This window comes from Pseudomonas sp. MDT1-16, assembly GCF_054898115.1.
In genome coordinates, this window is record NZ_CM142717.1 from 122,561 (window position 1) to 142,683 (window position 20,123).

At 58.9% G+C, this 20,123-nt stretch carries 19 protein-coding genes; 6 read left to right on the forward strand and 13 right to left on the reverse strand.

Features of this window, described 5'->3' with window-relative positions; all coding sequences use genetic code 11:
* Positions 1–72: 72 nt before the first annotated feature.
* Positions 73–1,413, forward strand: a complete 1,341-nt coding sequence (locus tag ACYZT3_RS00540; RefSeq protein ID WP_462031282.1) for a hemolysin family protein — start codon at positions 73–75, stop codon at positions 1,411–1,413.
* A 15-nt stretch (positions 1,414–1,428) separates the two neighbouring features.
* Here ACYZT3_RS00540 and ACYZT3_RS00545 read toward each other — a convergent pair whose 3' ends face one another.
* From ACYZT3_RS00545 to ACYZT3_RS00575, 7 genes are all read right to left on the reverse strand, one after another.
* Positions 1,429–2,325, reverse strand: a complete 897-nt coding sequence (locus ACYZT3_RS00545; protein ID WP_282376322.1) for a peptidoglycan DD-metalloendopeptidase family protein — start codon at positions 2,323–2,325, stop codon at positions 1,429–1,431.
* Between the two features lie 122 nt (positions 2,326–2,447).
* Positions 2,448–3,398 carry a response regulator gene (locus ACYZT3_RS00550; RefSeq protein WP_282376324.1) on the reverse strand — a complete coding sequence of 317 codons (951 nt, stop codon included), beginning with the start codon at positions 3,396–3,398 and terminating at the stop codon, positions 2,448–2,450.
* A gap of 166 nt (positions 3,399–3,564) precedes the next feature.
* Positions 3,565–4,326, reverse strand: coding sequence for a phosphate signaling complex protein PhoU (phoU, locus tag ACYZT3_RS00555; protein ID WP_008150055.1), 762 nt, complete (start codon positions 4,324–4,326; stop codon positions 3,565–3,567).
* Between the two features lie 71 nt (positions 4,327–4,397).
* On the reverse strand, positions 4,398–5,231 hold the full coding sequence (gene pstB / locus ACYZT3_RS00560; protein ID WP_282376328.1) for a phosphate ABC transporter ATP-binding protein PstB: 834 nt from the start codon (positions 5,229–5,231) through the stop codon (positions 4,398–4,400).
* Between the two features lie 159 nt (positions 5,232–5,390).
* On the reverse strand, positions 5,391–7,061 hold the full coding sequence (gene pstA / locus ACYZT3_RS00565; protein WP_282376330.1) for a phosphate ABC transporter permease PstA: 1,671 nt from the start codon (positions 7,059–7,061) through the stop codon (positions 5,391–5,393).
* 15 nt (positions 7,062–7,076) lie between these two features.
* Positions 7,077–9,110, reverse strand: coding sequence for an ABC transporter permease subunit (locus ACYZT3_RS00570; protein ID WP_462032438.1), 2,034 nt, complete (start codon positions 9,108–9,110; stop codon positions 7,077–7,079).
* 408 nt (positions 9,111–9,518) lie between these two features.
* Entirely contained in the window at positions 9,519–10,517 is a 999-nt protein-coding gene (locus ACYZT3_RS00575) for a phosphate ABC transporter substrate-binding protein PstS (RefSeq protein ID WP_131062509.1), read from the reverse strand.
* A gap of 187 nt (positions 10,518–10,704) precedes the next feature.
* On the opposite strand from ACYZT3_RS00575, the gene ACYZT3_RS00580 reads away from it, so the two are divergent.
* Together ACYZT3_RS00580 and ACYZT3_RS00585 are read left to right on the forward strand one after the other, a co-directional pair.
* Positions 10,705–11,763, forward strand: a complete 1,059-nt coding sequence (locus ACYZT3_RS00580) for a helix-turn-helix domain-containing protein (RefSeq protein WP_462031283.1) — start codon at positions 10,705–10,707, stop codon at positions 11,761–11,763.
* Positions 11,760–11,975 (forward strand): PIN domain-containing protein, encoded by a 216-nt coding sequence (locus ACYZT3_RS00585; protein WP_282376334.1) that lies wholly within the window; start codon positions 11,760–11,762, stop codon positions 11,973–11,975. The genes ACYZT3_RS00580 and ACYZT3_RS00585 overlap by 4 nt, the downstream gene beginning before the upstream one ends.
* A 292-nt stretch (positions 11,976–12,267) precedes the next feature.
* Here the strand turns inward: ACYZT3_RS00585 and ACYZT3_RS00590 are convergent, their stop codons facing one another.
* A complete protein-coding gene (locus tag ACYZT3_RS00590) occupies positions 12,268–13,566 on the reverse strand; it encodes an MFS transporter (protein ID WP_462031284.1) in 1,299 nt (432 codons plus the stop codon).
* 507 nt (positions 13,567–14,073) lie between these two features.
* Between ACYZT3_RS00590 and ACYZT3_RS00595 the strand changes: the two genes are divergently transcribed.
* Positions 14,074–14,478 (forward strand): acyl-CoA thioesterase, encoded by a 405-nt coding sequence (locus ACYZT3_RS00595; protein WP_010566936.1) that lies wholly within the window; start codon positions 14,074–14,076, stop codon positions 14,476–14,478.
* Positions 14,479–14,535: 57 nt separating this feature from the next.
* A complete protein-coding gene (locus tag ACYZT3_RS00600; RefSeq protein WP_462031285.1) occupies positions 14,536–15,435 on the forward strand; it encodes a D-hexose-6-phosphate mutarotase in 900 nt (299 codons plus the stop codon).
* 52 nt (positions 15,436–15,487) lie between these two features.
* Here the strand turns inward: ACYZT3_RS00600 and ACYZT3_RS00605 are convergent, their stop codons facing one another.
* The 4 genes from ACYZT3_RS00605 to purE form a co-directional block, all read right to left on the reverse strand.
* The gene (locus tag ACYZT3_RS00605; RefSeq protein WP_282376337.1) at positions 15,488–16,024 is read right to left on the reverse strand and encodes a DUF3299 domain-containing protein; all 537 of its coding nucleotides are present in this window, start codon (positions 16,022–16,024) and stop codon (positions 15,488–15,490) included.
* An 89-nt stretch (positions 16,025–16,113) separates the two neighbouring features.
* The gene (locus tag ACYZT3_RS00610; protein WP_462031286.1) at positions 16,114–16,359 is read right to left on the reverse strand and encodes a GlsB/YeaQ/YmgE family stress response membrane protein; all 246 of its coding nucleotides are present in this window, start codon (positions 16,357–16,359) and stop codon (positions 16,114–16,116) included.
* Between the two features lie 105 nt (positions 16,360–16,464).
* On the reverse strand, positions 16,465–17,547 hold the full coding sequence (locus tag ACYZT3_RS00615) for a 5-(carboxyamino)imidazole ribonucleotide synthase (RefSeq protein ID WP_282376339.1): 1,083 nt from the start codon (positions 17,545–17,547) through the stop codon (positions 16,465–16,467).
* 11 nt (positions 17,548–17,558) lie between these two features.
* The gene (gene purE, locus ACYZT3_RS00620; protein WP_282376340.1) at positions 17,559–18,050 is read right to left on the reverse strand and encodes a 5-(carboxyamino)imidazole ribonucleotide mutase; all 492 of its coding nucleotides are present in this window, start codon (positions 18,048–18,050) and stop codon (positions 17,559–17,561) included.
* 396 nt (positions 18,051–18,446) lie between these two features.
* Between purE and ACYZT3_RS00625 the strand changes: the two genes are divergently transcribed.
* The gene (locus tag ACYZT3_RS00625; protein WP_282376341.1) at positions 18,447–19,145 is read left to right on the forward strand and encodes a hypothetical protein; all 699 of its coding nucleotides are present in this window, start codon (positions 18,447–18,449) and stop codon (positions 19,143–19,145) included.
* A gap of 20 nt (positions 19,146–19,165) precedes the next feature.
* Here the strand turns inward: ACYZT3_RS00625 and ACYZT3_RS00630 are convergent, their stop codons facing one another.
* Entirely contained in the window at positions 19,166–20,074 is a 909-nt protein-coding gene (locus ACYZT3_RS00630; RefSeq protein ID WP_282376342.1) for a LysR substrate-binding domain-containing protein, read from the reverse strand.
* Positions 20,075–20,123: the final 49 nt, after the last annotated feature.

A 20,123-nucleotide genomic window follows, 5' to 3' on the forward strand; every position in this document is an offset into this window, starting at 1 on the left:
CTGACTTGTGCCTGCCCTTCAGGCGCACTTTTTTCTTTCCTTTCGAATACACGGAACCCGCAAAACTCCATCATGGACCCTTCCCCTGGCTTGACCCTCGCGACACTCTTCGCCGATTTCGGCATGATTCTTTTTGCTCTGATCCTGGTATTGCTCAACGGCTTTTTCGTTGCGGCGGAATTTGCCATGGTCAAATTGCGCTCGACCCGGGTCGAAGCCATCGCTGAAAAAAACGGCTGGCGCGGACACATCCTGCGCACCGTTCACAGTCAGCTCGATGCTTATCTGTCGGCGTGCCAATTGGGCATCACCCTCGCCTCCCTCGGCCTCGGCTGGGTCGGTGAGCCAGCATTCGCGCACATTCTCGAGCCGGTGCTGAGCGCCGTTGGCGTAGAGTCCGCCGAAGTGGTCAAAGGCGTGTCGTTCTTCACGGCGTTCTTCATCATTTCGTACCTGCACATTGTGATCGGCGAGTTGGCCCCGAAATCCTGGGCCATCCGCAAACCCGAGTTGCTGTCGCTCTGGACGGCCGTGCCGCTGTACCTGTTCTACTGGGCGATGTACCCGGCCATTTACCTGCTCAATGCCAGTGCCAACACGATTCTGCGGATCGCCGGCCAAGGTGAACCCGGCCCTCATCACGAACACCATTACAGCCGTGAAGAACTGAAACTGATCCTGCACTCCAGCCGTGGCCAGGACCCTAGCGACCAAGGCATGCGCGTATTGGCCTCGGCGGTGGAAATGGGCGAGTTGGAAGTGGTCGACTGGGCGAACTCCCGGGAAGACCTGGTGACGCTGGAGTTCAATGCGCCGCTGAAGGAAATCCTGGCGATGTTCCGTCGCCACAAATTTAGCCGTTATCCGGTGTACGACAGCGATAGTCAGGAGTTTGTCGGCCTGCTGCACATCAAGGATTTGCTGTTGGAACTGGCGGCCCTGGACCACATTCCCGAGTCGTTCAACCTCGCCGAACTGACCCGTCCGCTGGAGCGCGTCTCTCGTCACATGCCGCTGTCGCATCTGCTGGAACAGTTTCGCAAGGGCGGCTCGCACTTCGCCCTGGTTGAAGAAGCTGATGGCAACATCATCGGCTACCTGACCATGGAAGACGTGCTGGAAGTGCTGGTCGGCGATATTCAGGACGAACACCGCAAGGCTGAACGCGGGATCCTCGCGTACCAGCCGGGCAAGCTGCTGGTGCGTGGGGATACGCCGCTGTTCAAGGTCGAACGCCTGCTGGGCATCGACCTGGACCACATCGAAGCCGAAACCCTCGCCGGGCTGGTCTACGAAACCCTGAAACGGGTGCCGGAGGAGGAGGAAGTGCTGGAAGTCGAAGGCTTGCGGATCATCATCAAGAAGATGAAAGGGCCGAAAATTATTCTGGCCAAGGTGTTGATGCTCGATTGAGCATCAACCTTTGACTCACTGCTTGCCCAACGCAAAGTTGGGCAACGCGCCTACCGGTTGATTGAACTGGTACGGAATCGACACCAGCCCCAACCCGGTATTGCGCTGCACCACAAAATGCAGGTGCGGCCCACTGCTGTTGCCGGTGTTGCCCGACAGCGCCAACGCGGTGCCCACCGACACCCGTTGCCCCTCGCGAACGCTCACCGAACCTTGCTTGAGGTGCAGGTACACGCCCATGGTCCCGTCATTGTGCAGCACCCGCACGAAATTGCCCGACGGATCGGTGCCGCGTCCGGTCTGAGCATTTTCGGTTTTCACCACCACCCCGCCTCGCGCCGCGATGATCGGCGTGCCTTCGGGCATGGCGATGTCCATCGCGTAGCGGTTCTTTGGACCGAAGTGGCTGTACTGACCATTAACCCCCTGACTCAGCCGAAACGGTCCGCCGCGCCAGGGCAACGGGTATCGATAGGCCATGGCGGACCCTGAGGGATCGCCCAGGGAATACTCGAACTTTGGGGTATACGCGAGCGCTCTTTCGGGGTGCGTGGCCGTGAGCAGCGCCAGACGAATACTGCTGCGTGCCGGCATCACCCGACGAATCGGTCGGCTCGGCGCACCGCTGACGTTTTTCAGCCCGCCGAAGCTCAATTCGATCTCTACCGGTGCATACAGGTCATTGCGCACGTAAACGCTGTCCACGCCCTTCTTTTTCGTAATGACGACGTACACCTGACGCTCAAGATTCTCGACCATGCGATCACGAAAAACGAACACCTTGGAGCCTGTCGTGGGGCGGTCGCTGTAGGAGACCACGCCATTGGCGTCGGTGGACTTGTAGATCGTCATGGCCGTCGCTGAGGTGGATGCCATAAAAAGACCACAGAAAAACAGCAGGCGCGCGAGCATGGGCAAGATTCTGTCGAGTAAGGCCTGGGTAGGAGCCTAGCAGCTGCAATGGACCCGGGTAGTCGGCAGATGTTTCAAATGATCGTTCCCACGCAGCGCGTGGGAACGATCAGCGGTACAAATTACGCGCCGGGCACGAAATGCTTCTGCGCCGTGCCACGGGCAATCAGGCGGGAGATGTAGTCGAGCTTCTGCGCATCCTGATCGACGAAGCGGAAGGTCAGTTGCAGCCACTCGCTGTCGGGCTTCTGCTCGTGGGCGACGATGGCGTGCAGGTAGCCGTTCAAGCGGGCGGTTTCGGCGTTATCGCCCTGCTCCAGGTCGAGCACGGCGCTGTCGAGCACTTGCGGCAGCGTATCGGTGCGCTTCACCACCAGCAGTGCTTCCTTGAGACTCAAGGCCTTGATCACACATTGCTGAATGCCGTTCGGCAGGCGCAGTTGGCCCTGGCCACGACCGCCAGTGGGTGCTGCAGAGGACGCTGGAGGCTTGATCGGCGGGCTGTTGAGCAGACCGCGAGACGGAGCAGCCGCCGGGGCTGACGCGGCGGCCACAGGTTTGGCGAACGGGTTGACCGGCGCCGCTGCGGGTGCGATCACGGCAGCCTTGCCACCCGTCAAGGCGCTCAGGGAATCGTTGCCGAACGCCGAGTTCATTTTGGTCGGCGCGCTGTTCATCAAGGTGTCGAGCTTGCCGACCTTGTTCAGGGCCTGCTTGACCTTGGTCAGTAGTTGCTCGTTGGTGAACGGCTTGCTGACGTAGCCGGAAACCCCGGCCTGGATCGCCTGGACCACGTTCTCTTTATCGCCCCGGCTGGTCACCATCACGAACGGCATGGTCTTGAGGTTGTCCTGCTCGCGGCACCAGGTCAGCAGTTCCAGCCCGGACATTTCCGGCATTTCCCAGTCGCACAGCACCAGGTCGAACGCTTCACGCGCCAGAATCGCCTGAGCCTTCTTGCCGTTGACCGCGTCTTCGATCCGGATCCCCGGGAAGTAGTTGCGCAAACACTTCTTCACCAGGTCACGAATGAACGACGCGTCGTCCACGACCAACACACTGACCTTACTCATCCATCACCCCTTTAAAAAATCCCGGCAAGCATACCGCTTTGCTGATGGCACATTGCCAAAAACCTTCAGTCACGCCGGGACTTTTCGTTCGCGGGTGCTGCTTTCGAATTCATTACCAAAAACAAAAACGCCCGGCCAGAAGGCCGGGCGCTTTTCTCAGGCAATCTTACTTATCGTCAGCTTTACCCGGAACATTAGCGGTTTCGCCACTTGTGCCTTCAACTTCTTCTTTCATGCGCTTGAGACCCAAGTGACGCACGTCGGTGCCGCGCACCAGGTAAATCACCAACTCCGAGATATTGCGCGCGTGGTCGCCGATCCGTTCCAGCGAACGCAGCACCCAGATAATGCTCAAGACCCGCGAGATAGAGCGCGGGTCTTCCATCATGTAGGTGGCCAGTTCGCGCAGCGCGGTTTTGTATTCACGGTCGATGATCTTGTCGTACTGCGCCACCGACAACGCCAGGTCGGCGTCGAAGCGGGCAAAGGCGTCCAGCGCATCGCGAACCATGTTACGGACCTGGTCGCCAATATGGCGAACCTCGACGTAGCCGCGTGGGGCTTCGCCTTCTTCGCACAGCTGGATGGCGCGACGGGCGATTTTGGTCGCTTCATCGCCAATGCGTTCCAGGTCGATCACCGACTTGGAGATGCTGATGATCAGACGCAGGTCCGACGCCGCAGGCTGTCGACGGGCCAGAATGCGCAGGCACTCTTCGTCGATGTTGCGTTCCATCTGGTTGATCTGGTCGTCGATCTCGCGAACCTGCTGGGCCAGACCGGAGTCGGCCTCGATCAGCGCGGTCACCGCGTCGTTGACCTGCTTTTCCACCAGCCCGCCCATGGCCAGGAGGTGGCTGCGCACTTCCTCGAGCTCGGCGTTGAACTGCGCGGAAATGTGGTGAGTAAGGCCTTCTTTACTAATCATGTTGGCGTCCTTGGAGCGTCCGGTAAGGTGCGGTGGACCGCAGCGTCAGTTCAGTGAGCAACAACAGCTTCCTAGCCGTAGCGACCAGTGATGTAGTCTTCGGTCTGCTTCTTCGCCGGATTGGTGAACAGGGTATCGGTGTCGCCGAATTCCACCAGTTTGCCCATGTACATGAACGCCGTGTAGTCGGAAACCCGCGCGGCCTGTTGCATGTTGTGGGTCACGATGACGATGGTGAACTTCGATTTCAGTTCGTAGATCAGCTCTTCGACTTTCAGCGTGGAGATCGGGTCGAGTGCCGAGCACGGTTCGTCGAGCAGCAGCACTTCTGGCTCCACGGCGATGGTGCGAGCGATCACCAGACGTTGTTGCTGACCACCGGACAGACCGAGTGCCGATTCATGCAGACGGTCTTTGACTTCGTCCCACAGCGCAGCGCCTTTCAACGCCCACTCGACGGCTTCGTCGAGGATGCGCTTCTTGTTGATGCCTTGAATGCGCAGGCCGTAGACCACGTTCTCGTAGATGGTTTTCGGGAACGGATTTGGCTTCTGGAACACCATGCCAACGCGACGACGCAGCTCGGCCACGTCTTCGCCCTTACGGTAGATGTTGTTGCCGTAGAGGTTGATCGCGCCTTCGACACGGCAGTCATCCACCAGGTCGTTCATGCGGTTGAACGTACGCAGCAGCGTGGACTTACCGCAGCCGGACGGGCCGATGAAGGCGGTCACGCGCTGTTTCGGGATGTTCAGGCTGACGTCGTACAGCGCTTGTTTGTCGCCGTAGAACAGGTTCAGGCCTGGTACTTCGATGGCGACGGTTTCCTGCTCGAGGCTCAAGCTCTGTTTATCGCGGCCCAAGGCCGACATGTTGATGCCGTGGGTATGTGGTTCGTGCTGCATGGGAGGCTCCCTGTGCTAACAAATTCGGTTCGGTTGGCCGCTGGCCTCACAAAAATGGGCCAGCGGTGTTGCCACTCTGTAGGAGCGAGGCTTGCCCGCGAAGGCGTCCTTGAAATCGCCTTCGCCGGCAAGCCTGGCTCCTACAGGGAGCAGCGGTAATCAGCTGTCCAGCGCTTTGTACTTCTCGCGCAGGTGGTTCCGGATGTATACGGCTGACAGGTTGAGCGTAGCGATCACCAGCACCAGCAGCAGCGCCGTGGCGTACACCAGCGGCCGCGCGGCCTCGACGTTCGGGCTCTGGAAGCCGACGTCATAGATGTGGAAGCCCAAGTGCATGATCTTCTGATCCAGGTGAAGGTACGGGTAGTTACCGTCCAGTGGCAGCGACGGTGCCAGTTTCACCACACCCACCAGCATCAGCGGCGCCACTTCACCGGCGGCGCGAGCCACGGCGAGGATCATGCCGGTCATCATCGCCGGGCTGGCCATTGGCAGCACGATCTTCCACAAGGTTTCAGCCTTGGTCGCGCCGAGGGCCAACGAGCCTTCACGCACGGTGCGAGGAATCCGCGCCAGGCCTTCTTCGGTGGCCACGATCACCACCGGCACCGCCAGCAAAGCCAGGGTCAGGGACGCCCAGAGCAGACCCGGCGTACCGAAGGTCGGTGCCGGCAGCGCTTCCGGGAAGAACAACCGGTCGACCGAACCGCCGAGTACGTAGACGAAGAAGCCCAGACCGAACACGCCGTAGACGATAGCCGGAACGCCCGCCAGGTTGTTCACCGCGATGCGGATCAGACGAGTCATGGTGTTCTGTTTCGCATACTCACGCAGGTAGACCGCCGCCAGCACGCCGAACGGCGTCACGACCATCGCCATGATCAGGGTCATCATCACAGTGCCGAAAATCGCCGGGAAGATCCCGCCTTCGGTGTTCGCTTCACGCGGGTCGTCGCTGAGGAATTCCCACATCTTGCTGAAGTAGAAACCGATCTTGGTGAAGGTGCCCATCGCGTTCGGCTGATAAGCGTGAACCACCTTGCCGATGCCGATTTCAATCTCTTTGCCGTTTGCATCGCGGGCCGTCAGGCTGTCGCGATTGAACTGGGCGTGCAGGTCGTTCAGGCGGACTTCGATGTCTTGATAACGAGCGTTGAGTTCGGCGCGCTCGGATTCCATGTCCGCTTGTGCGGTGGCATCGAGTTGGCCAGCCAGTTCCAGTTTGCGGCCGTGCAGACGGACGCGTTCAAGACCCGCGTTGATCGCACCGATGTCGGTTTTTTCCAGGCTCTTGAGCTGTGCCGCGAGTTTGTTGACACGATCGACACGGGCCTGCAACTCAGGCCACGCAGCCTCGCCTTCAGCGATGACCTTGCCATCCTGTTTGACGTTGACCAGATACCCGTAGAAATTGCCCCACTCGCGACGCTCAATGGCCATCAACTCAGGCGGGGTCTTCTGGTTAGTCAGCCACTCGCCGACGATCCAGGTGAAGTCGTTGCCGTTCAAGTCACGGTTGCCGACCTTGATCAGCTCGCGGGTCATGAACTCCGGGCCCTGATCGGGCACCGGCAGGCCAGCGCTTTTCAGGCGCTCGCGCGGCACTTCTTCTTTCTGCACGATCTCGCCGATGACCAGGTGATTGGCCTGGCCCGGCACGTCGTAGCTGGCGTGAATCAAGTCCGCCGGCCAAAAGTGACCCAGACCGCGCACGGCAATCACCGCCAGCAAGCCAATGGTCATGATGACCGCGATGGACACCGCGCCGCCGCTGATCCAGACGCCGGGGGCGCCGCTCTTGAACCATCCGTTCAGGGAGTTCTGTTTCACAGACTTCTACCTTTCTTAAAGCGACGAGTATTTCTTGCGCAGACGCTGACGAATCAGCTCCGCGAGGGTGTTCATGACGAAGGTGAACAACAGCAGCACCAGCGCCGAGAGGAATAGCACGCGGTAGTGGCTGCCGCCGACTTCCGATTCGGGCATTTCCACCGCGACGTTGGCGGCCAGGGTGCGCAGGCCTTCGAACAGGTTCATTTCCATGACCGGGGTGTTACCGGTGGCCATCAGCACGATCATGGTTTCACCGACCGCACGGCCCATGCCGATCATCAACGCCGAGAAGATGCCTGGGCTGGCGGTGAGGATCACCACCCGCGTCATGGTCTGCCACGGCGTGGCACCGAGGGCCAGAGAACCGAGGGTCAATCCTCGAGGCACGCTGAACACGGCGTCTTCGGCGATGGAGTAGATGTTCGGGATCACCGCGAAGCCCATGGCCAGACCGACCACCAGTGCGTTGCGCTGGTCGTAGGTGATGCCCAGGTCGTGGGAGATCCACATGCGCATGTCGCCGCCGAAGAACCAGGTTTCCATGTACGGGCTCATGTACAGCGAGAGCCAGCCCACGAACAGAATCACCGGAATCAGAATCGCGCTTTCCCAGCCGTCCGGCACTTTCAGGCGGATGGACTCAGGCAGGCGGCTGAAGACGAAACCGGCCACCAGAATGCCGATCGGCAGGAGCATCAGCAGGCTGAAGATCCCCGGCAAATGCCCTTCCACATACGGCGCGAGAAACAGGCCGGCGAAGAAACCGAGGATCACCGTCGGCATCGCTTCCATCAATTCGATCACCGGTTTGACCTTGCGGCGCATGCCCGGGGCCATGAAGTATGCGGTGTAAATTGCAGCAGCGACGGCCAGCGGTGCGGCCAGCAGCATGGCGTAGAACGCGGCCTTCAGGGTGCCGAAGGTCAGTGGCGACAGGCTCAACTTCGGTTCGAAGTCGGTGTTGGCGGCGGTCGATTGCCAGACGTACTTAGGCTCGTCGTAGTTCTCGTACCAGACCTTGCTCCACAACGCGCTCCAGGAAACTTCCGGGTGCGGGTTGTCGAGAAGCAGCGGTTGCAGCTTGCCGCCCTGCTCCACAATGATGCGGTTGGCCCGTGGCGACATACCGAAAAGGCCTTGGCCATCGACCACCTGATCCACCAGCAAGGTGCGGTGAGCGGTGCTGTGGAACACGCCGAGCTTGCCTTCAGCGTCAAGGGCGATGAAGCCTTTGCGACGTTCTTCGGCGGTGATTTCAACGATCGGTGCGGTGCCCATCTGGAAGGTACGGATCTGCTTCAGGCGCTGTTCACCATCCGGGTCGCGGGCCATGAACCACTGGGCCAGACCACCCTTGGAATCGCCGAGGATAAGCGAGATACCGCCTACCAATTGAGTACTGGCGGTAATTTGCGTTTCGCCGTCTTCAAGCAGTTTGTAGCGACCGTTGAGGCTCTTGTCGCGCAGGCTGAACACATCGGCCTGGGCACGACCGTTAATCACGTATAGCCATTGCTGGCGCGGGTCGACGAAGATATTGTTCACCGGCTCGGTCATCTGCGGCAGTTCGATGCGCTTCTGCTCGTTGGTGACTTCGCCGGTCATCATGTTTTCTTCGCTGGTCAGCGACAGCACATTGAGTTGCGCACCGGTCGAGCCGACGAGCATCAGCGTGGTGTCGGTGGCGTTGAGGCTGACATGCTCCAGCGCACCGCCCGCCTCGTTCAGCGCTATCGGGGTTTCGCCGTACGGGTACTCGATGGCTGGCGTGATCGTCTTCTTGCCATCCGGGTAGCTGACTTTATAGGTGTGACGGAACACCAAAGCCTGACCGTTGGAGAAACCCACCGCGACCAATGGATGGCCGGGCTGGTCTTCGCCGATGGACGTGACGCTGGCACCCGCCGGAACCGGCAGATCGACGCGCTTGAGTTCGGCGCCACTGTCGATGTCGAAGAACAGCGCCTGCCCCTTGTCGGAAACGCGCATGGCGACCTGGTTCTGTTCTTCCAGTGAGATCATCAACGGCTTGCCGGCGTCTTGCATCCAGGCCGGCGTGATGGCGTCCTTGGTCGTCAGGTCGGCACCCTGGAACAGAGGGAAGACGATGTAGGCGAGGAAGAAGAAGATCAGCGTGATCGCGCCGAGAACGGCAAGGCCGCCCACGAGGACGTACCAGCGGGTCAGGCGATCTTTGAGCGCGCGGATGCGGCGCTTGCGTTGCAGCTCAGGCGTATTGAAATCAATTCGCTTGGGAGGATTAGTAGTCATGGTGGAATTGGCCAGATCATTCATGCGCACACCCTAGCGGTCCTGTATGACAGAAAGATGACAATGCAGTGACGCAACAAATCCGCCGCCAGTGGGAACTGGCAGTGGATCAAAAATTTGGGGGTGTAGGAGCGGGCGTACCCGCTCCCACTGGAGCCCGGAAATCATCCCGGACTCAAGGTTTTACTTCTTTACGACGTTGCCGCCTTCTTGCAGACCCAGGTCAGCCAGTGCTTTTGCAGCAACCTTGGCCGGCAGTGGGATGTAGCCGTCTTTCACTACAACTTCCTGACCCTGTTTGGACAGAATCAGCTTCACGAACTCGGCTTCCAGCGGGGCCAGAGGCTTGTTCGGGGCTTTGTTGACGTAAACGTAGAGGAAACGCGACAGCGGGTACTTACCGTTCAGGGCGTTTTCTTCGGTGTCTTCGACGAACTCGGTGCTGCCTTTCTTGGCCAGAGCTACCGTCTTCACGCTAGCGGTTTTGTAGCCGATGCCCGAGTAACCAACGCCGTTCAGCGAGGAGCTGATCGACTGCACGACCGAAGCCGAACCTGGTTGTTCGTTGACGTTTGGCTTGTAGTCGCCTTTGCACAAGGCTTCTTCTTTGAAGTAGCCATAGGTGCCCGATACCGAGTTACGACCGAACAGTTGAACCGGCTTGTTCGCCAGGTCGCCGGTCACACCCAGGTCGCCCCAGGTTTTCACGTCGGTTTTAGCGCCGCACAGACGAGTGGACGAGAAGATCGCGTCGACTTGTTCCATGGTCATGTGCTGGATCGGGTTGTCCTTGTGCACGAACACTGCCAGGGCATCCACGGCAACCGGAATAGCGGTTGGCTTGTAGCCATATTTGGTTTCGAAGGCCTGCAGCTCGTTGTCCTTCATCTTGCGGCTCATCGGGCCCAGGTTAGCGGTGCCTTCAGTCAGCGCAGGTGGCGCGGTCGACGAACCGGCAGCCTGAATCTGGATGTTTACGTTCGGGTATTCTTTTTTGTAGTTCTCAGCCCACAGGGTCATGAGGTTGGCCAGGGTATCGGAGCCGACGCTGGACAGGTTGCCCGACACACCAGTGGTCTTGGTGTAGCTCGGGATAGCAGGGTCAACAGCGGCAACCGCGTTGGCAGTCGCAACGCCAGCAGCGACAAAAGTCATTGCCGCCATCAAACGCTTCAGTTTCATGCCTTACTCCTAGCAGATAGGTGTGTTAAGTCGGGGCCAAGTATCAGCAGGCCGTGTGAACACTCTATGGCTGAAATATGACAATTAGATGAAAGGCCAGCATTCGAAATACAGAAGCGCCGAGACACTGAAGCAAGGTTGACAAATCAAAACAAAAAGATAGCCTTGTCAACCACGAGAGGAACCCATGATCAACGACCGAATTCGCCGCGCTCGCCTTCTGCGAGGCATGTCTCTGGAAGCCTTGGCGCTCCAGCTTGGCGACATCACCAAGCAAGGCCTGAGCAAATACGAGAAAGGGTTAAGTACCCCGAACTCGGCGCGCCTGCTGCAAATGGCCAAGGTGCTGCAGGTCAATCCTGAATACTTCTTCCGTGCGGATGCGATGCCGCTTGCGCCGCTGGAGTTTCGTAAACTTGCCAAGATGCCCAAGTATCGCCAGGTTCAAGTCGAAGAACAGATTCGTGAACACCTTGAGCGTTACATTGCTCTGGAAGAATGCTTTGACCCGGTAGACATCCAGACTCCGGCCACCCCTGCGCAAATGCTGCCGGTCTCCTCTATCGAGGAAGCTGAACACGCTGCCGAGGCGCTACGCGAATATTGGGGAATTGGTAGCGATCCAATTTCCAACCTGACCGAGCAACTGGAAGAGCACAGCATCAAGGTCGCGATGCTCATGGGGCCGGCTGACTTCGATGGGGCCTGCGCAGCTACCGGTGACGGTCGCCACGTCTTGATCGCCCTGAACGCAGAGCGCCCAGGCGAACGCATACGCTTTACCGCGGCCCATGAACTCGGCCATTGGGTCATGCAATTACCCGACGACATGCCCGAGCGTGATAAGGAAAACTGCTGCCATCGCTTCGCTGGTGCGTTCCTCTACCCGGCTAAAGGTGTCACCAGTGACTTCGGTAGCCACCCTCGCTCACGCGTCCATCCCCGCGAGTTGCTCATCGCCAAGCGCCAATACGGGATTTCGATGCATGCAGCATTGAGGCGCCTCAAGGATCTGAATCTCCTTAGCGATAGTGGATATAAATCCCTGACCATCCAATTCAGCGCGAACGGCTGGCGCAAGGCCGAACCTGAACCCTTGCCATGCAAACCACCGCAACGTTTTGAATCGTTGGTGTTCTGGGGGCTAGCGGAAGGGTTGATCACCAAATCCCGTGCAGCCGAACTTCTACGCAAACCAGTGAGCGCTCTTGACCCCAATTTTCTGGGCTCACTGGAGAGTGCATGAGCCTGATCTACATCAGCGATACGAATATCTGGATCGATTTCAGAAATGCAGGACTGCTGGAGCAGATGTTCAATCTGCCATTCACTCTTTGCTGCACAGATTTTGTGCTGCATGAGCTCGAAGATTTCCCCCATGACGAATTACTCGGTCGGGGATTGATTGTGAATCCTTCGACGAACCGGGGGTTACCAGGCTGTTCAATCTCAAAATAGAGCACAACAACAGCTCATTAGCCGATGTGTCGTGCTACCTGCTCGCACAAGAGACAGGCCGGCCGTTGCTCACCGGAGATGGCAAGTTAAGGCGTCAAGCGCAGAGGGATGGGTTACAAGTGCATGGCGCACTCTGGTTACTCGATTTGATGGTGGAGCATCAGGTTATTCAACCGAAGCACGCTGCGGATGCTCTGGACCATATGCTTGAGCATGGAGCACGTTTACCGGCGGGCGAGTGTGGAGTAAGGCTTTCGCACTGGCGAAAGCCTTAACTACTGGCGGTTTAGCGTTATCGACCCTTCTTCCAGAGATACCCACCCACCAAAATCCCGACACCGCAAATGATCGCCACGTAATAGGCCGGCCCCATCGGGCTTTCCTTGAGCAGCAAAGTGACGACCATCGGGGTCAGGCCGCCGAAGATGGCGTAAGCCAGGTTGTAGGAGAACGACAGACCGCTGAAGCGCACCACCGCCGGGAAGGCTTTGACCATCACGTAAGGCACCGCACCGATGGTGCCGACCAGGAAGCCGGTCAAGGCGTACATCGGGAACAGCCAGTCAGGGTGGTTGAACAGGCTGTGATAGAAGGTCCACGAGCTGATCAGCAGCAGCGCACTGCCGAATACAATGATGCGACCAGCACCAAAGCGGTCAGCCAGTGCACCGGAGGCGACGCAGCCCACGCTCAGAAACACGATCGCCAGGCTGTTTGCCTGCAACGCGGTGGTTGGCGAGAAGTGGTAGACGGTCTGCAGCACGGTCGGGGTCATCAGAATAACCACGATGATGCCGGCGGACAGCAGCCAGGTCAGCAGCATGGAAATCAGGATCGCCCCGCGATGGTCACGCAACACGGCGCGCAGCGGCACTTCTTCAGCCAGGGCCTTGCGCAGTTGCAGCTCGGCGAACACCGGCGTCTCGTGCAACCAGCGGCGCAGGTAAACCGAGAACAGGCCGAACACGCCGCCCAGCAGGAACGGAATCCGCCAGGCGTAATCCGCGACTTCCACCGGGGTGTAAATGCTGTTGATCGCGGTGGCGACCAGCGACCCCAGCAGGATGCCAGCCGTCAGACCGCTGGTCAGGGTGCCGCAGGCGTAGCCGATATGACGCTGCGGTACGTGTTCGGAAACGAATACCCACGCGCCCGGCACTTCACCGCCAATCGCCGCGCCCTGAATCACCCGCATCACCAGCAACAGGATCGGCGCCCACATGCCGATCTGCGCATAAGTCGGCAGCAACCCCATGATCAGGGTCGGCACCGCCATCATGAAAATGCTCAGGGTGAACATCTTCTTGCGTCCCAGCAGGTCGCCGAAGTGTGCCATGACGATGCCGCCCAGTGGCCGCGCCAGGTAGCCGGCGGCAAAGATCCCGAAAGTCTGCATCAACCGCAGCCACTCAGGCATGTCGGCCGGGAAGAACAGCTTGCCCACCACCGTGGCGAAGAACACGAAAATGATGAAGTCGTAAAACTCCAGCGCGCCGCCCAGGGCGGACAGCGATAAAGTCTTGTAGTCGTTGCGGGTCAGCGGACGTGCGGACTGAGTGGGCTGCGCAATGCTCGAGGGCGCGGTGGTCATGGCAAGGCTTCTCTTATAGTCGGATCTGCAACCCCAACAACGCTGGCGGAGGCTTGGGCAGGTCCGGCACGATAGCAAATTGTTCGAAAAAGCACATAGAGGCGCGTAATTGACGGTCTAAATGAGAACCGGACGGTCGTCTCGGAGTCTACCGATCGATATACTCGCAATCCTGCACCTGCTTGTAAGGGGTTGCTGTGCGAAAACGTCGTTGGCACCTGTCAGCCGATTTCGCAGAGTTTCCCTTTAGGCGCCTTACGAAAAACGTGACGAACGTAGTATGTTCGGGGCTGAATCGTTTTTCCAAGGCTCCAGTGCGCAAAGTAGCCGAGCGAAGGTCAGGCAAGGCAAAAACAGGCGAGGACGCGGAGTTTACTGCTGTAAATGAGCGTCCGAGCCTGTTTTTAACGCAGCATGACCGAGCGCAGGCACTTTGCGCGCGGAGCCGTAAGACGGCTATTCACCCGCTACACCTATGAAGAGTCACGGGTCAGAGGCACCCCCGGCATGATAGAGCTCGAACAAGAAGATCCAATCCCGCAAGGCGACCTTGCCCTGCAAATTACCGCGCTCCCCCGCGAAACCAACGGCTTTGGCGATATTTTCGGCGGTTGGCTGGTGTCGCAGATGGATTTGGCCGGCACCGCAATGGCCAGCAAAGTCGCGGGTGGTCGCGTGGCCACCGTTGCGATTGACCGCATGGCGTTTCTGGTTCCGGTAGCGGTGGGCGCCCAGCTCTCCTTCTATACCCAGGCGCTGGAAATCGGCCGCAGCTCGATTCAGATGATGGTCGAAGTCTGGAGTGACGATCCGCTGTCCAGCGAGTGGCGTAAAGTGACCGAAGCCGTGTTTGTGTTCGTCGCCATCGATGGCAGCGGCCGCACCCGTTCGGTTCCGTCACGAGCTCGTTAAACACTGCGACCTTTCAGCGGTCCATTGCAGTCATTGTTCCTGATCGAGAGTTGCCCCATGAGCACGCCCAACGTTGAAGCCGTGAAACTGGATGAACTGAACTGCTGGCGCATCCGTCACGGTCAGGCCGAATTGCTGGTCGCCCAGCAAGGCGCGCACATCCTCAGTTATCAATTGGCCGGTCAACCGCCGCTGATCTGGCTCAACGACGAGGCCGTGTTCAAGACTGGCAAGAGCATCCGCGCCGGGGTTCCGGTGTGCTGGCCGTGGTTCGGTAACTTGCCGCGCAACCCGCAAAGTGTTCAAGCGATGCGTGTCAGCAACGAACCGCCGACCGCCCACGGGCTGGTGCGGGCGATGGACTGGGAACTGGGCGGCATTGAAACCGAGGGCGAAAGCCTGAAGGTGGAGTTTGTTCTGCCCTACCCTGAGGGCGGTTTGCCAGGTTGGCCACATCAGGTGGATTTGAAGCTGAGCATTCGTCTGGATGAGCAACTGCACATCAGCCTGACCAGCCATAACCAGGGCACTGACAACGTCACCATCAGCCAGGCGCTGCACAGCTATTTCGCGGTCAGCGATGTACGCAATGTGCATGTCGAAGGGCTGGATGGCTTGAGTTATATCGAGACGCTGGACGACTGGAAGACCGTCACTCAGACCGGCGATCTGCGTTTTGCCGGCGAGACTGATCGCATCTACCTCAATACCCCGGCAAAGCTGAGCATTGTCGATCCGGCCTGGGAACGGCGCATCGAGCTGACCAGCAGCGGTTCACGCTCGGCGGTGATCTGGAACCCGTGGATTGATCGCGCTGCGGCGTTCAGTGACATGGCGGACGATGGCTGGCAGCGGATGCTGTGCATCGAAACGGCGAATGTGATGGACGATGTGGTGACGCTAGCGCCGGGTGCCAGCCATACGCTGGGCGTGAGCATTGGCAGCGCACCTTTATAAGCAACACCATAGAACATTGTGGGAGCAAGCTTGCTCCCACAGTTGAGATTTTCTACAAATCCGACTCCTGCACCACCCGCACCTTCGCCGCATCCAGCGCATACGCCGCGTCAGCCAGGTCGTTGTTGACCTTCTCGACTTTCAGCGTGCCGGTCACCCACAGCGGTGTATAGATGTCATTCAGCTTCAAGCCTTTCGGATAACGCACCAACACCAGTTGATTAGGCGGTGGCGGCGGCACGTGGATGCAGGCGCCCGGATACGGCACGAGGAAGAACAGCGTGCTGCGGCCCTTGGCGTCGGACTCCAGCGGCACCGGATAACCACCTATGCGGATGTTCTTGTCGTTCATCGACGGCACGGTTTTGGTCGAATACATCACCGCCGGTAAGCCCTTGCTCTGCTTCATGCCACCCTTTTGATTAAAGGTGCCATTGGCTTCGGGGGAGTTGTGGTCGATTTCGGGCATGGCTTCGAGGGCTTTCTGGTCCGACTTGGGCATCAATTCGAGCCAGTCGGTTTCCGGCAGTTCGCCGGCGTGGGCAAGGCCCGTACCCAGTAAAAGGAGCGTGAACAGAAGACGGCGCATGGAGGTGCTCGGCAAAGGAGAGGACAGTGCAACGCCGAGCATTCTAGCCCTCTCTGCGTGCGGAGCAGAGGGGGCTTTGTCGCTTTGAATCAGTTCTTTTTGATCAAGCCGTAGACCACCAGCAACACCACCGCGCCGACCAGCGCACCCAGGAAGCCTGCGCCTTGGCCGGCCTGATAGAAGCCCAGAGCCTGGCCGCCGTAAGTGGCCGCCAGCGAACCGCCGATACCGAGCAAGATGGTCATGATCCAGCCCATGTTGTCATCGCCCGGTTTCAGGAACCTAGCCAGCAGGCCGACGATCAAGCCGATAAAGATGGTTCCAATAATTCCCATGGCATTTCCCTCTGATTAAGTGCTACGTCCAAGCCTAGTCAGACTTTGGCATCCTGCCATGAGAGAGCGGCGGCACCTGAATGGTTCCGCCGCTGCCACATGAAACTATTCGGCGATGAGCGCTTCGACCTTGAGGATCTGCTGCTCCAGCGTGGCCCTGTCGGCGCAGCGCAGATTGGCGTGACCGACCTTGCGACCGACCTTGAACGCCTTGCCATAGTGATGCAGATGGCAATCGGCAATGGCCAGGACTTTCTCGGTGTCCGGCACTTTACCGATGAAGTTGAGCATTGCGCTTTCACCGACCTTGGCCGTCGAACCCAGTGGCAGACCGGCAACGGCCCGCAGGTGGTTTTCGAACTGGCTGCACTCGGCGCCTTCAGTGGTCCAGTGACCCGAGTTGTGGACCCGCGGGGCAATCTCGTTGGCCTTGAGGCCACCGTCGACTTCGAAGAACTCGAACGCCATCACGCCGACGTAATTCAGCTGCTTGAGCACGCGGCTGGAATAGTCCTGCGCCAAGGCTTGCAGCGGATGGTCGGTGCTGGCTACGGACAGCTTGAGGATGCCGCTGTCGTGGGTGTTGTGAACCAGCGGATAAAACTGGGTCTCACCATCGCGAGCGCGCACGGCGATCAACGAGACTTCACCGGTGAACGGCACGAAGCCTTCCAGCAGGCAGGCCACGCTGCCCAGTTCGGCGAACGTGCCGGCCACGTCTTCAGGCTTGCGCAGGACTTTCTGGCCCTTGCCGTCATAACCCAGGGTGCGGGTTTTCAGCACGGCCGGCAGACCGATGGAAGCAATCGCAGCGTCCAGATCGGCTTGCGATTGAATGTCGGCGAACGCCGGGGTGGGAATCCCCAGGTCCTTGAACATGCTTTTTTCGAACCAGCGATCACGGGCGATGCGCAGGGCTTCGGCGCTTGGGTAGACCGGAACGAATTGCGACAGGAAGGCCACGGTTTCGGCCGGAACGCTCTCGAACTCGAAGGTCACCAGATCGACTTCATCGGCCAGCTGACGCAGGTGGTCCTGATCGCCGTAATCGGCCCGCAGGTGCTCGCCCAACGCAGCTGCGCAAGCATCCGGCGCGGGGTCCAGAAAAGCGAAGTTCATGCCCAGCGGAGTGCCCGCCAGCGCCAACATGCGACCCAACTGGCCGCCACCGATTACACCGATTTTCATCGTCAACAACCTCAGGCGATGCGTGGGTCTGGATTGTCCAGGACGCTGTCTGTCTGCTCAGCACGGAAAGTTTTCAGCACAGTGTGGAACTGCGGGTGCTTGGCGCCGAGGATACTCGCCGAGAGCAGCGCTGCGTTGATCGCACCGGCCTTGCCGATGGCCAGGGTAGCAACCGGGATGCCTGCGGGCATCTGCACGATAGACAGCAGCGAATCGACACCCGACAGCATCGACGACTGCACCGGCACGCCCAGTACCGGCAGGTGGGTCTTGGCCGCACACATGCCTGGCAAGTGGGCTGCGCCGCCGGCACCGGCGATGATCACCTCGATGCCACGCGCCTCAGCCTCTTCGGCGTACTGGAAGAGCAGGTCCGGGGTGCGGTGGGCAGAGACCACTTTCACCTCATAAGGGATGCCGAGCTTTTCCAGCATATCGGCGGTGTGGCTAAGGGTGGACCAATCGGACTTGGAGCCCATGATCACGCCAACCAGTGCACTCATCGTCGTGCCTCTTCTCTCTGGGCGCCCGCAGGCGCGTCAAAAAACAACAAACCACGCAAAATGCGTGGCTTGATTGTACGAATTATGGCCGGACGAACCGGCCAAAGGCCGCGCAGTATACCTCAATGCCACAGATAAACAGCCCCTGCGGTGACCATCTGTCATACGACTGGTTTCTATCAACGGCGGGCACCTTTATTGACTTTATAGTCAAAGCATCTGAACACGATTTTTCACCGCCCCTTTCCAATAAAACATTTCCTGCAATAAAGCCACCCATTACAAATAACGCGCCAAGTATTATTAATAACAGTCGGCGCAGAAAAAACGGTTCCGTCAACTAATCACACTTAACACGCTGATGCGGTGATCCACGCATTAAGTTTGAGATTCTCGATGTCAACACTCACCAGATTCACGCTTTTCTTGATAATTTTTCTAACAACTCAGATGGGCCATGCAACAACAGTACTGAACGATACTCCCTGGCCTCCAACCCACTCAAAAGCTTCTGTAACATTCAAAGGCTTCAGTACTACCTCTATAGAAAAAAAGCCGATTTTTGTCTTTGCATTTATTCATGACGACATACCCGAGTCGGCCATTGACTCGATTTTCCAACGTTATCTGCTGGATTGGGTTAAGGAAATCACAGCCATTTCAGGTCGACGCGTGTCGATGGAGTTCATCAGGAACAGGCCGCCCTACACAAATTATTCATACCAGGCTGCCAGCGAAACTTCTTATCGCGGATGGGAAACGCTTGCCCGAAACTACCGCGACGATCAGAACCTCCCGCACAACAGGACCACAAAATTTTTACTGTTGACCAACAGTGCAATGATCAACAATGAGGTTCTGGGCGTCGCGAGCCCTGGCCAACAGTTCGGTATTGCGTCACTGATCGGAAAACAAATAGTCGGCCATGAACTGGGACATATGTTCACTGCCAATCATGAACTTTCCGACGTTCAATACAACGGATGGTGGTGTGAAACTTTCATGCGCGATGTCACTCCCGGGCTGTCCAATTGTTATCGCTATAGCGACGGTAATCGGGAACTTATCAAGTCGTTCCTCGGTGACGTTCCGTAACCACTCGCTGTTTGTCCATCTCAGGTATTGCCCGCCGCCCCGCCCTCAAGCTTGCGCCACAGTAATCGTACGTTGGCCTTGCGCACCAACGCGCAGCGGTACAAACGAATCTCCAGCGGCACATGCCATTGCGGGCCGCCGCAGACCACCAGCTCACCGCGCGCCAGTTCGGCGCGCACGCTGAGCTGCGGCACCCAGGCGATGCCCAGCCCTTCAAGCGCCATACTTTTAAGGCTGTCGGCCATGGCTGTTTCATAAATGGTAGTGAAGCGCAGCGCCCGTTGGCGCAGCAGCATGTTCACCGAACGCCCGAGAAACGCCCCGGCGCTATAAGCGAGCAGCGGCACACTGCCTTCGCCTTCCAGGTCGAACAGTGGCTTGCCCTCGGCGTCCGCCGCGCAGACAGGAAGCATTTCGGTGGCTCCAAGGTGCAGTGACGGGAAGATTTCCGGGTCCATCTGCAGTGCAGCATCCGGGTCGTAGAACGCCAGCATCAGATCGCAACCGCCTTCACGCAGCGCATGCACCGCGTCGCCGACGTTGGTCGCCACCAAGCGCGTTGCGATGTTCAGGCCTTCATTACGCAATTGCGCGATCCAGCGCGGGAAGAACCCCAGCGCCAGAGAGTGAGCGGCGGCGACCTGCATCACCTCGCCCTGCCCGCCTTCCAGATGATGCAGGTGACGCAACACTTCACCGAGTTGTTCGACCACGGTCCGCGCGGTAACCAGGAACAACTGCCCCGCCGCCGTCAGCTCCACCGGGGTGCGCGAGCGATTGACCAGGGTCAGTCCCAGCGCGGCTTCAAGGCTGCGGATCCGCCGACTGAATGCCGGCTGCGTCACGAAGCGTCTTTCGGCAGCCTGGGAGAAGCTGCGGGTGGCAGCCAGAGCACTAAAGTCCTCAAGCCATTTACTTTCAAGGTTCATCACGACCTCCCGGACACGCACCAATTTAGGTCACACGCTCGCCGCAGAC

Bases quoted from the DNA above. Each gene is read 5' to 3' on its own strand.
- ACYZT3_RS00540 (WP_462031282.1), top strand. From the start codon at position 73: ATGGACCCTTCCCCTGGCTTGACCCTCGCGACACTCTTCGCCGATTTC.
- ACYZT3_RS00545 (WP_282376322.1), bottom strand. From the start codon at position 2,325: ATGCTCGCGCGCCTGCTGTTTTTCTGTGGTCTTTTTATGGCATCCACC.
- ACYZT3_RS00550 (WP_282376324.1), bottom strand. From the start codon at position 3,398: ATGAGTAAGGTCAGTGTGTTGGTCGTGGACGACGCGTCGTTCATTCGT.
- phoU (WP_008150055.1), bottom strand. From the start codon at position 4,326: ATGATTAGTAAAGAAGGCCTTACTCACCACATTTCCGCGCAGTTCAAC.
- pstB (WP_282376328.1), bottom strand. From the start codon at position 5,231: ATGCAGCACGAACCACATACCCACGGCATCAACATGTCGGCCTTGGGC.
- ACYZT3_RS00570 (WP_462032438.1), bottom strand. From the start codon at position 9,110: ATGCAAGACGCCGGCAAGCCGTTGATGATCTCACTGGAAGAACAGAAC.
- ACYZT3_RS00575 (WP_131062509.1), bottom strand. From the start codon at position 10,517: ATGAAACTGAAGCGTTTGATGGCGGCAATGACTTTTGTCGCTGCTGGC.
- ACYZT3_RS00580 (WP_462031283.1), top strand. From the start codon at position 10,705: ATGATCAACGACCGAATTCGCCGCGCTCGCCTTCTGCGAGGCATGTCT.
- ACYZT3_RS00585 (WP_282376334.1), top strand. From the start codon at position 11,760: ATGAGCCTGATCTACATCAGCGATACGAATATCTGGATCGATTTCAGA.
- ACYZT3_RS00590 (WP_462031284.1), bottom strand. From the start codon at position 13,566: ATGACCACCGCGCCCTCGAGCATTGCGCAGCCCACTCAGTCCGCACGT.
- ACYZT3_RS00595 (WP_010566936.1), top strand. From the start codon at position 14,074: ATGATAGAGCTCGAACAAGAAGATCCAATCCCGCAAGGCGACCTTGCC.
- ACYZT3_RS00600 (WP_462031285.1), top strand. From the start codon at position 14,536: ATGAGCACGCCCAACGTTGAAGCCGTGAAACTGGATGAACTGAACTGC.
- ACYZT3_RS00605 (WP_282376337.1), bottom strand. From the start codon at position 16,024: ATGCGCCGTCTTCTGTTCACGCTCCTTTTACTGGGTACGGGCCTTGCC.
- ACYZT3_RS00610 (WP_462031286.1), bottom strand. From the start codon at position 16,359: ATGGGAATTATTGGAACCATCTTTATCGGCTTGATCGTCGGCCTGCTG.
- ACYZT3_RS00615 (WP_282376339.1), bottom strand. From the start codon at position 17,547: ATGAAAATCGGTGTAATCGGTGGCGGCCAGTTGGGTCGCATGTTGGCG.
- purE (WP_282376340.1), bottom strand. From the start codon at position 18,050: ATGAGTGCACTGGTTGGCGTGATCATGGGCTCCAAGTCCGATTGGTCC.
- ACYZT3_RS00625 (WP_282376341.1), top strand. From the start codon at position 18,447: ATGTCAACACTCACCAGATTCACGCTTTTCTTGATAATTTTTCTAACA.
- ACYZT3_RS00630 (WP_282376342.1), bottom strand. From the start codon at position 20,074: ATGAACCTTGAAAGTAAATGGCTTGAGGACTTTAGTGCTCTGGCTGCC.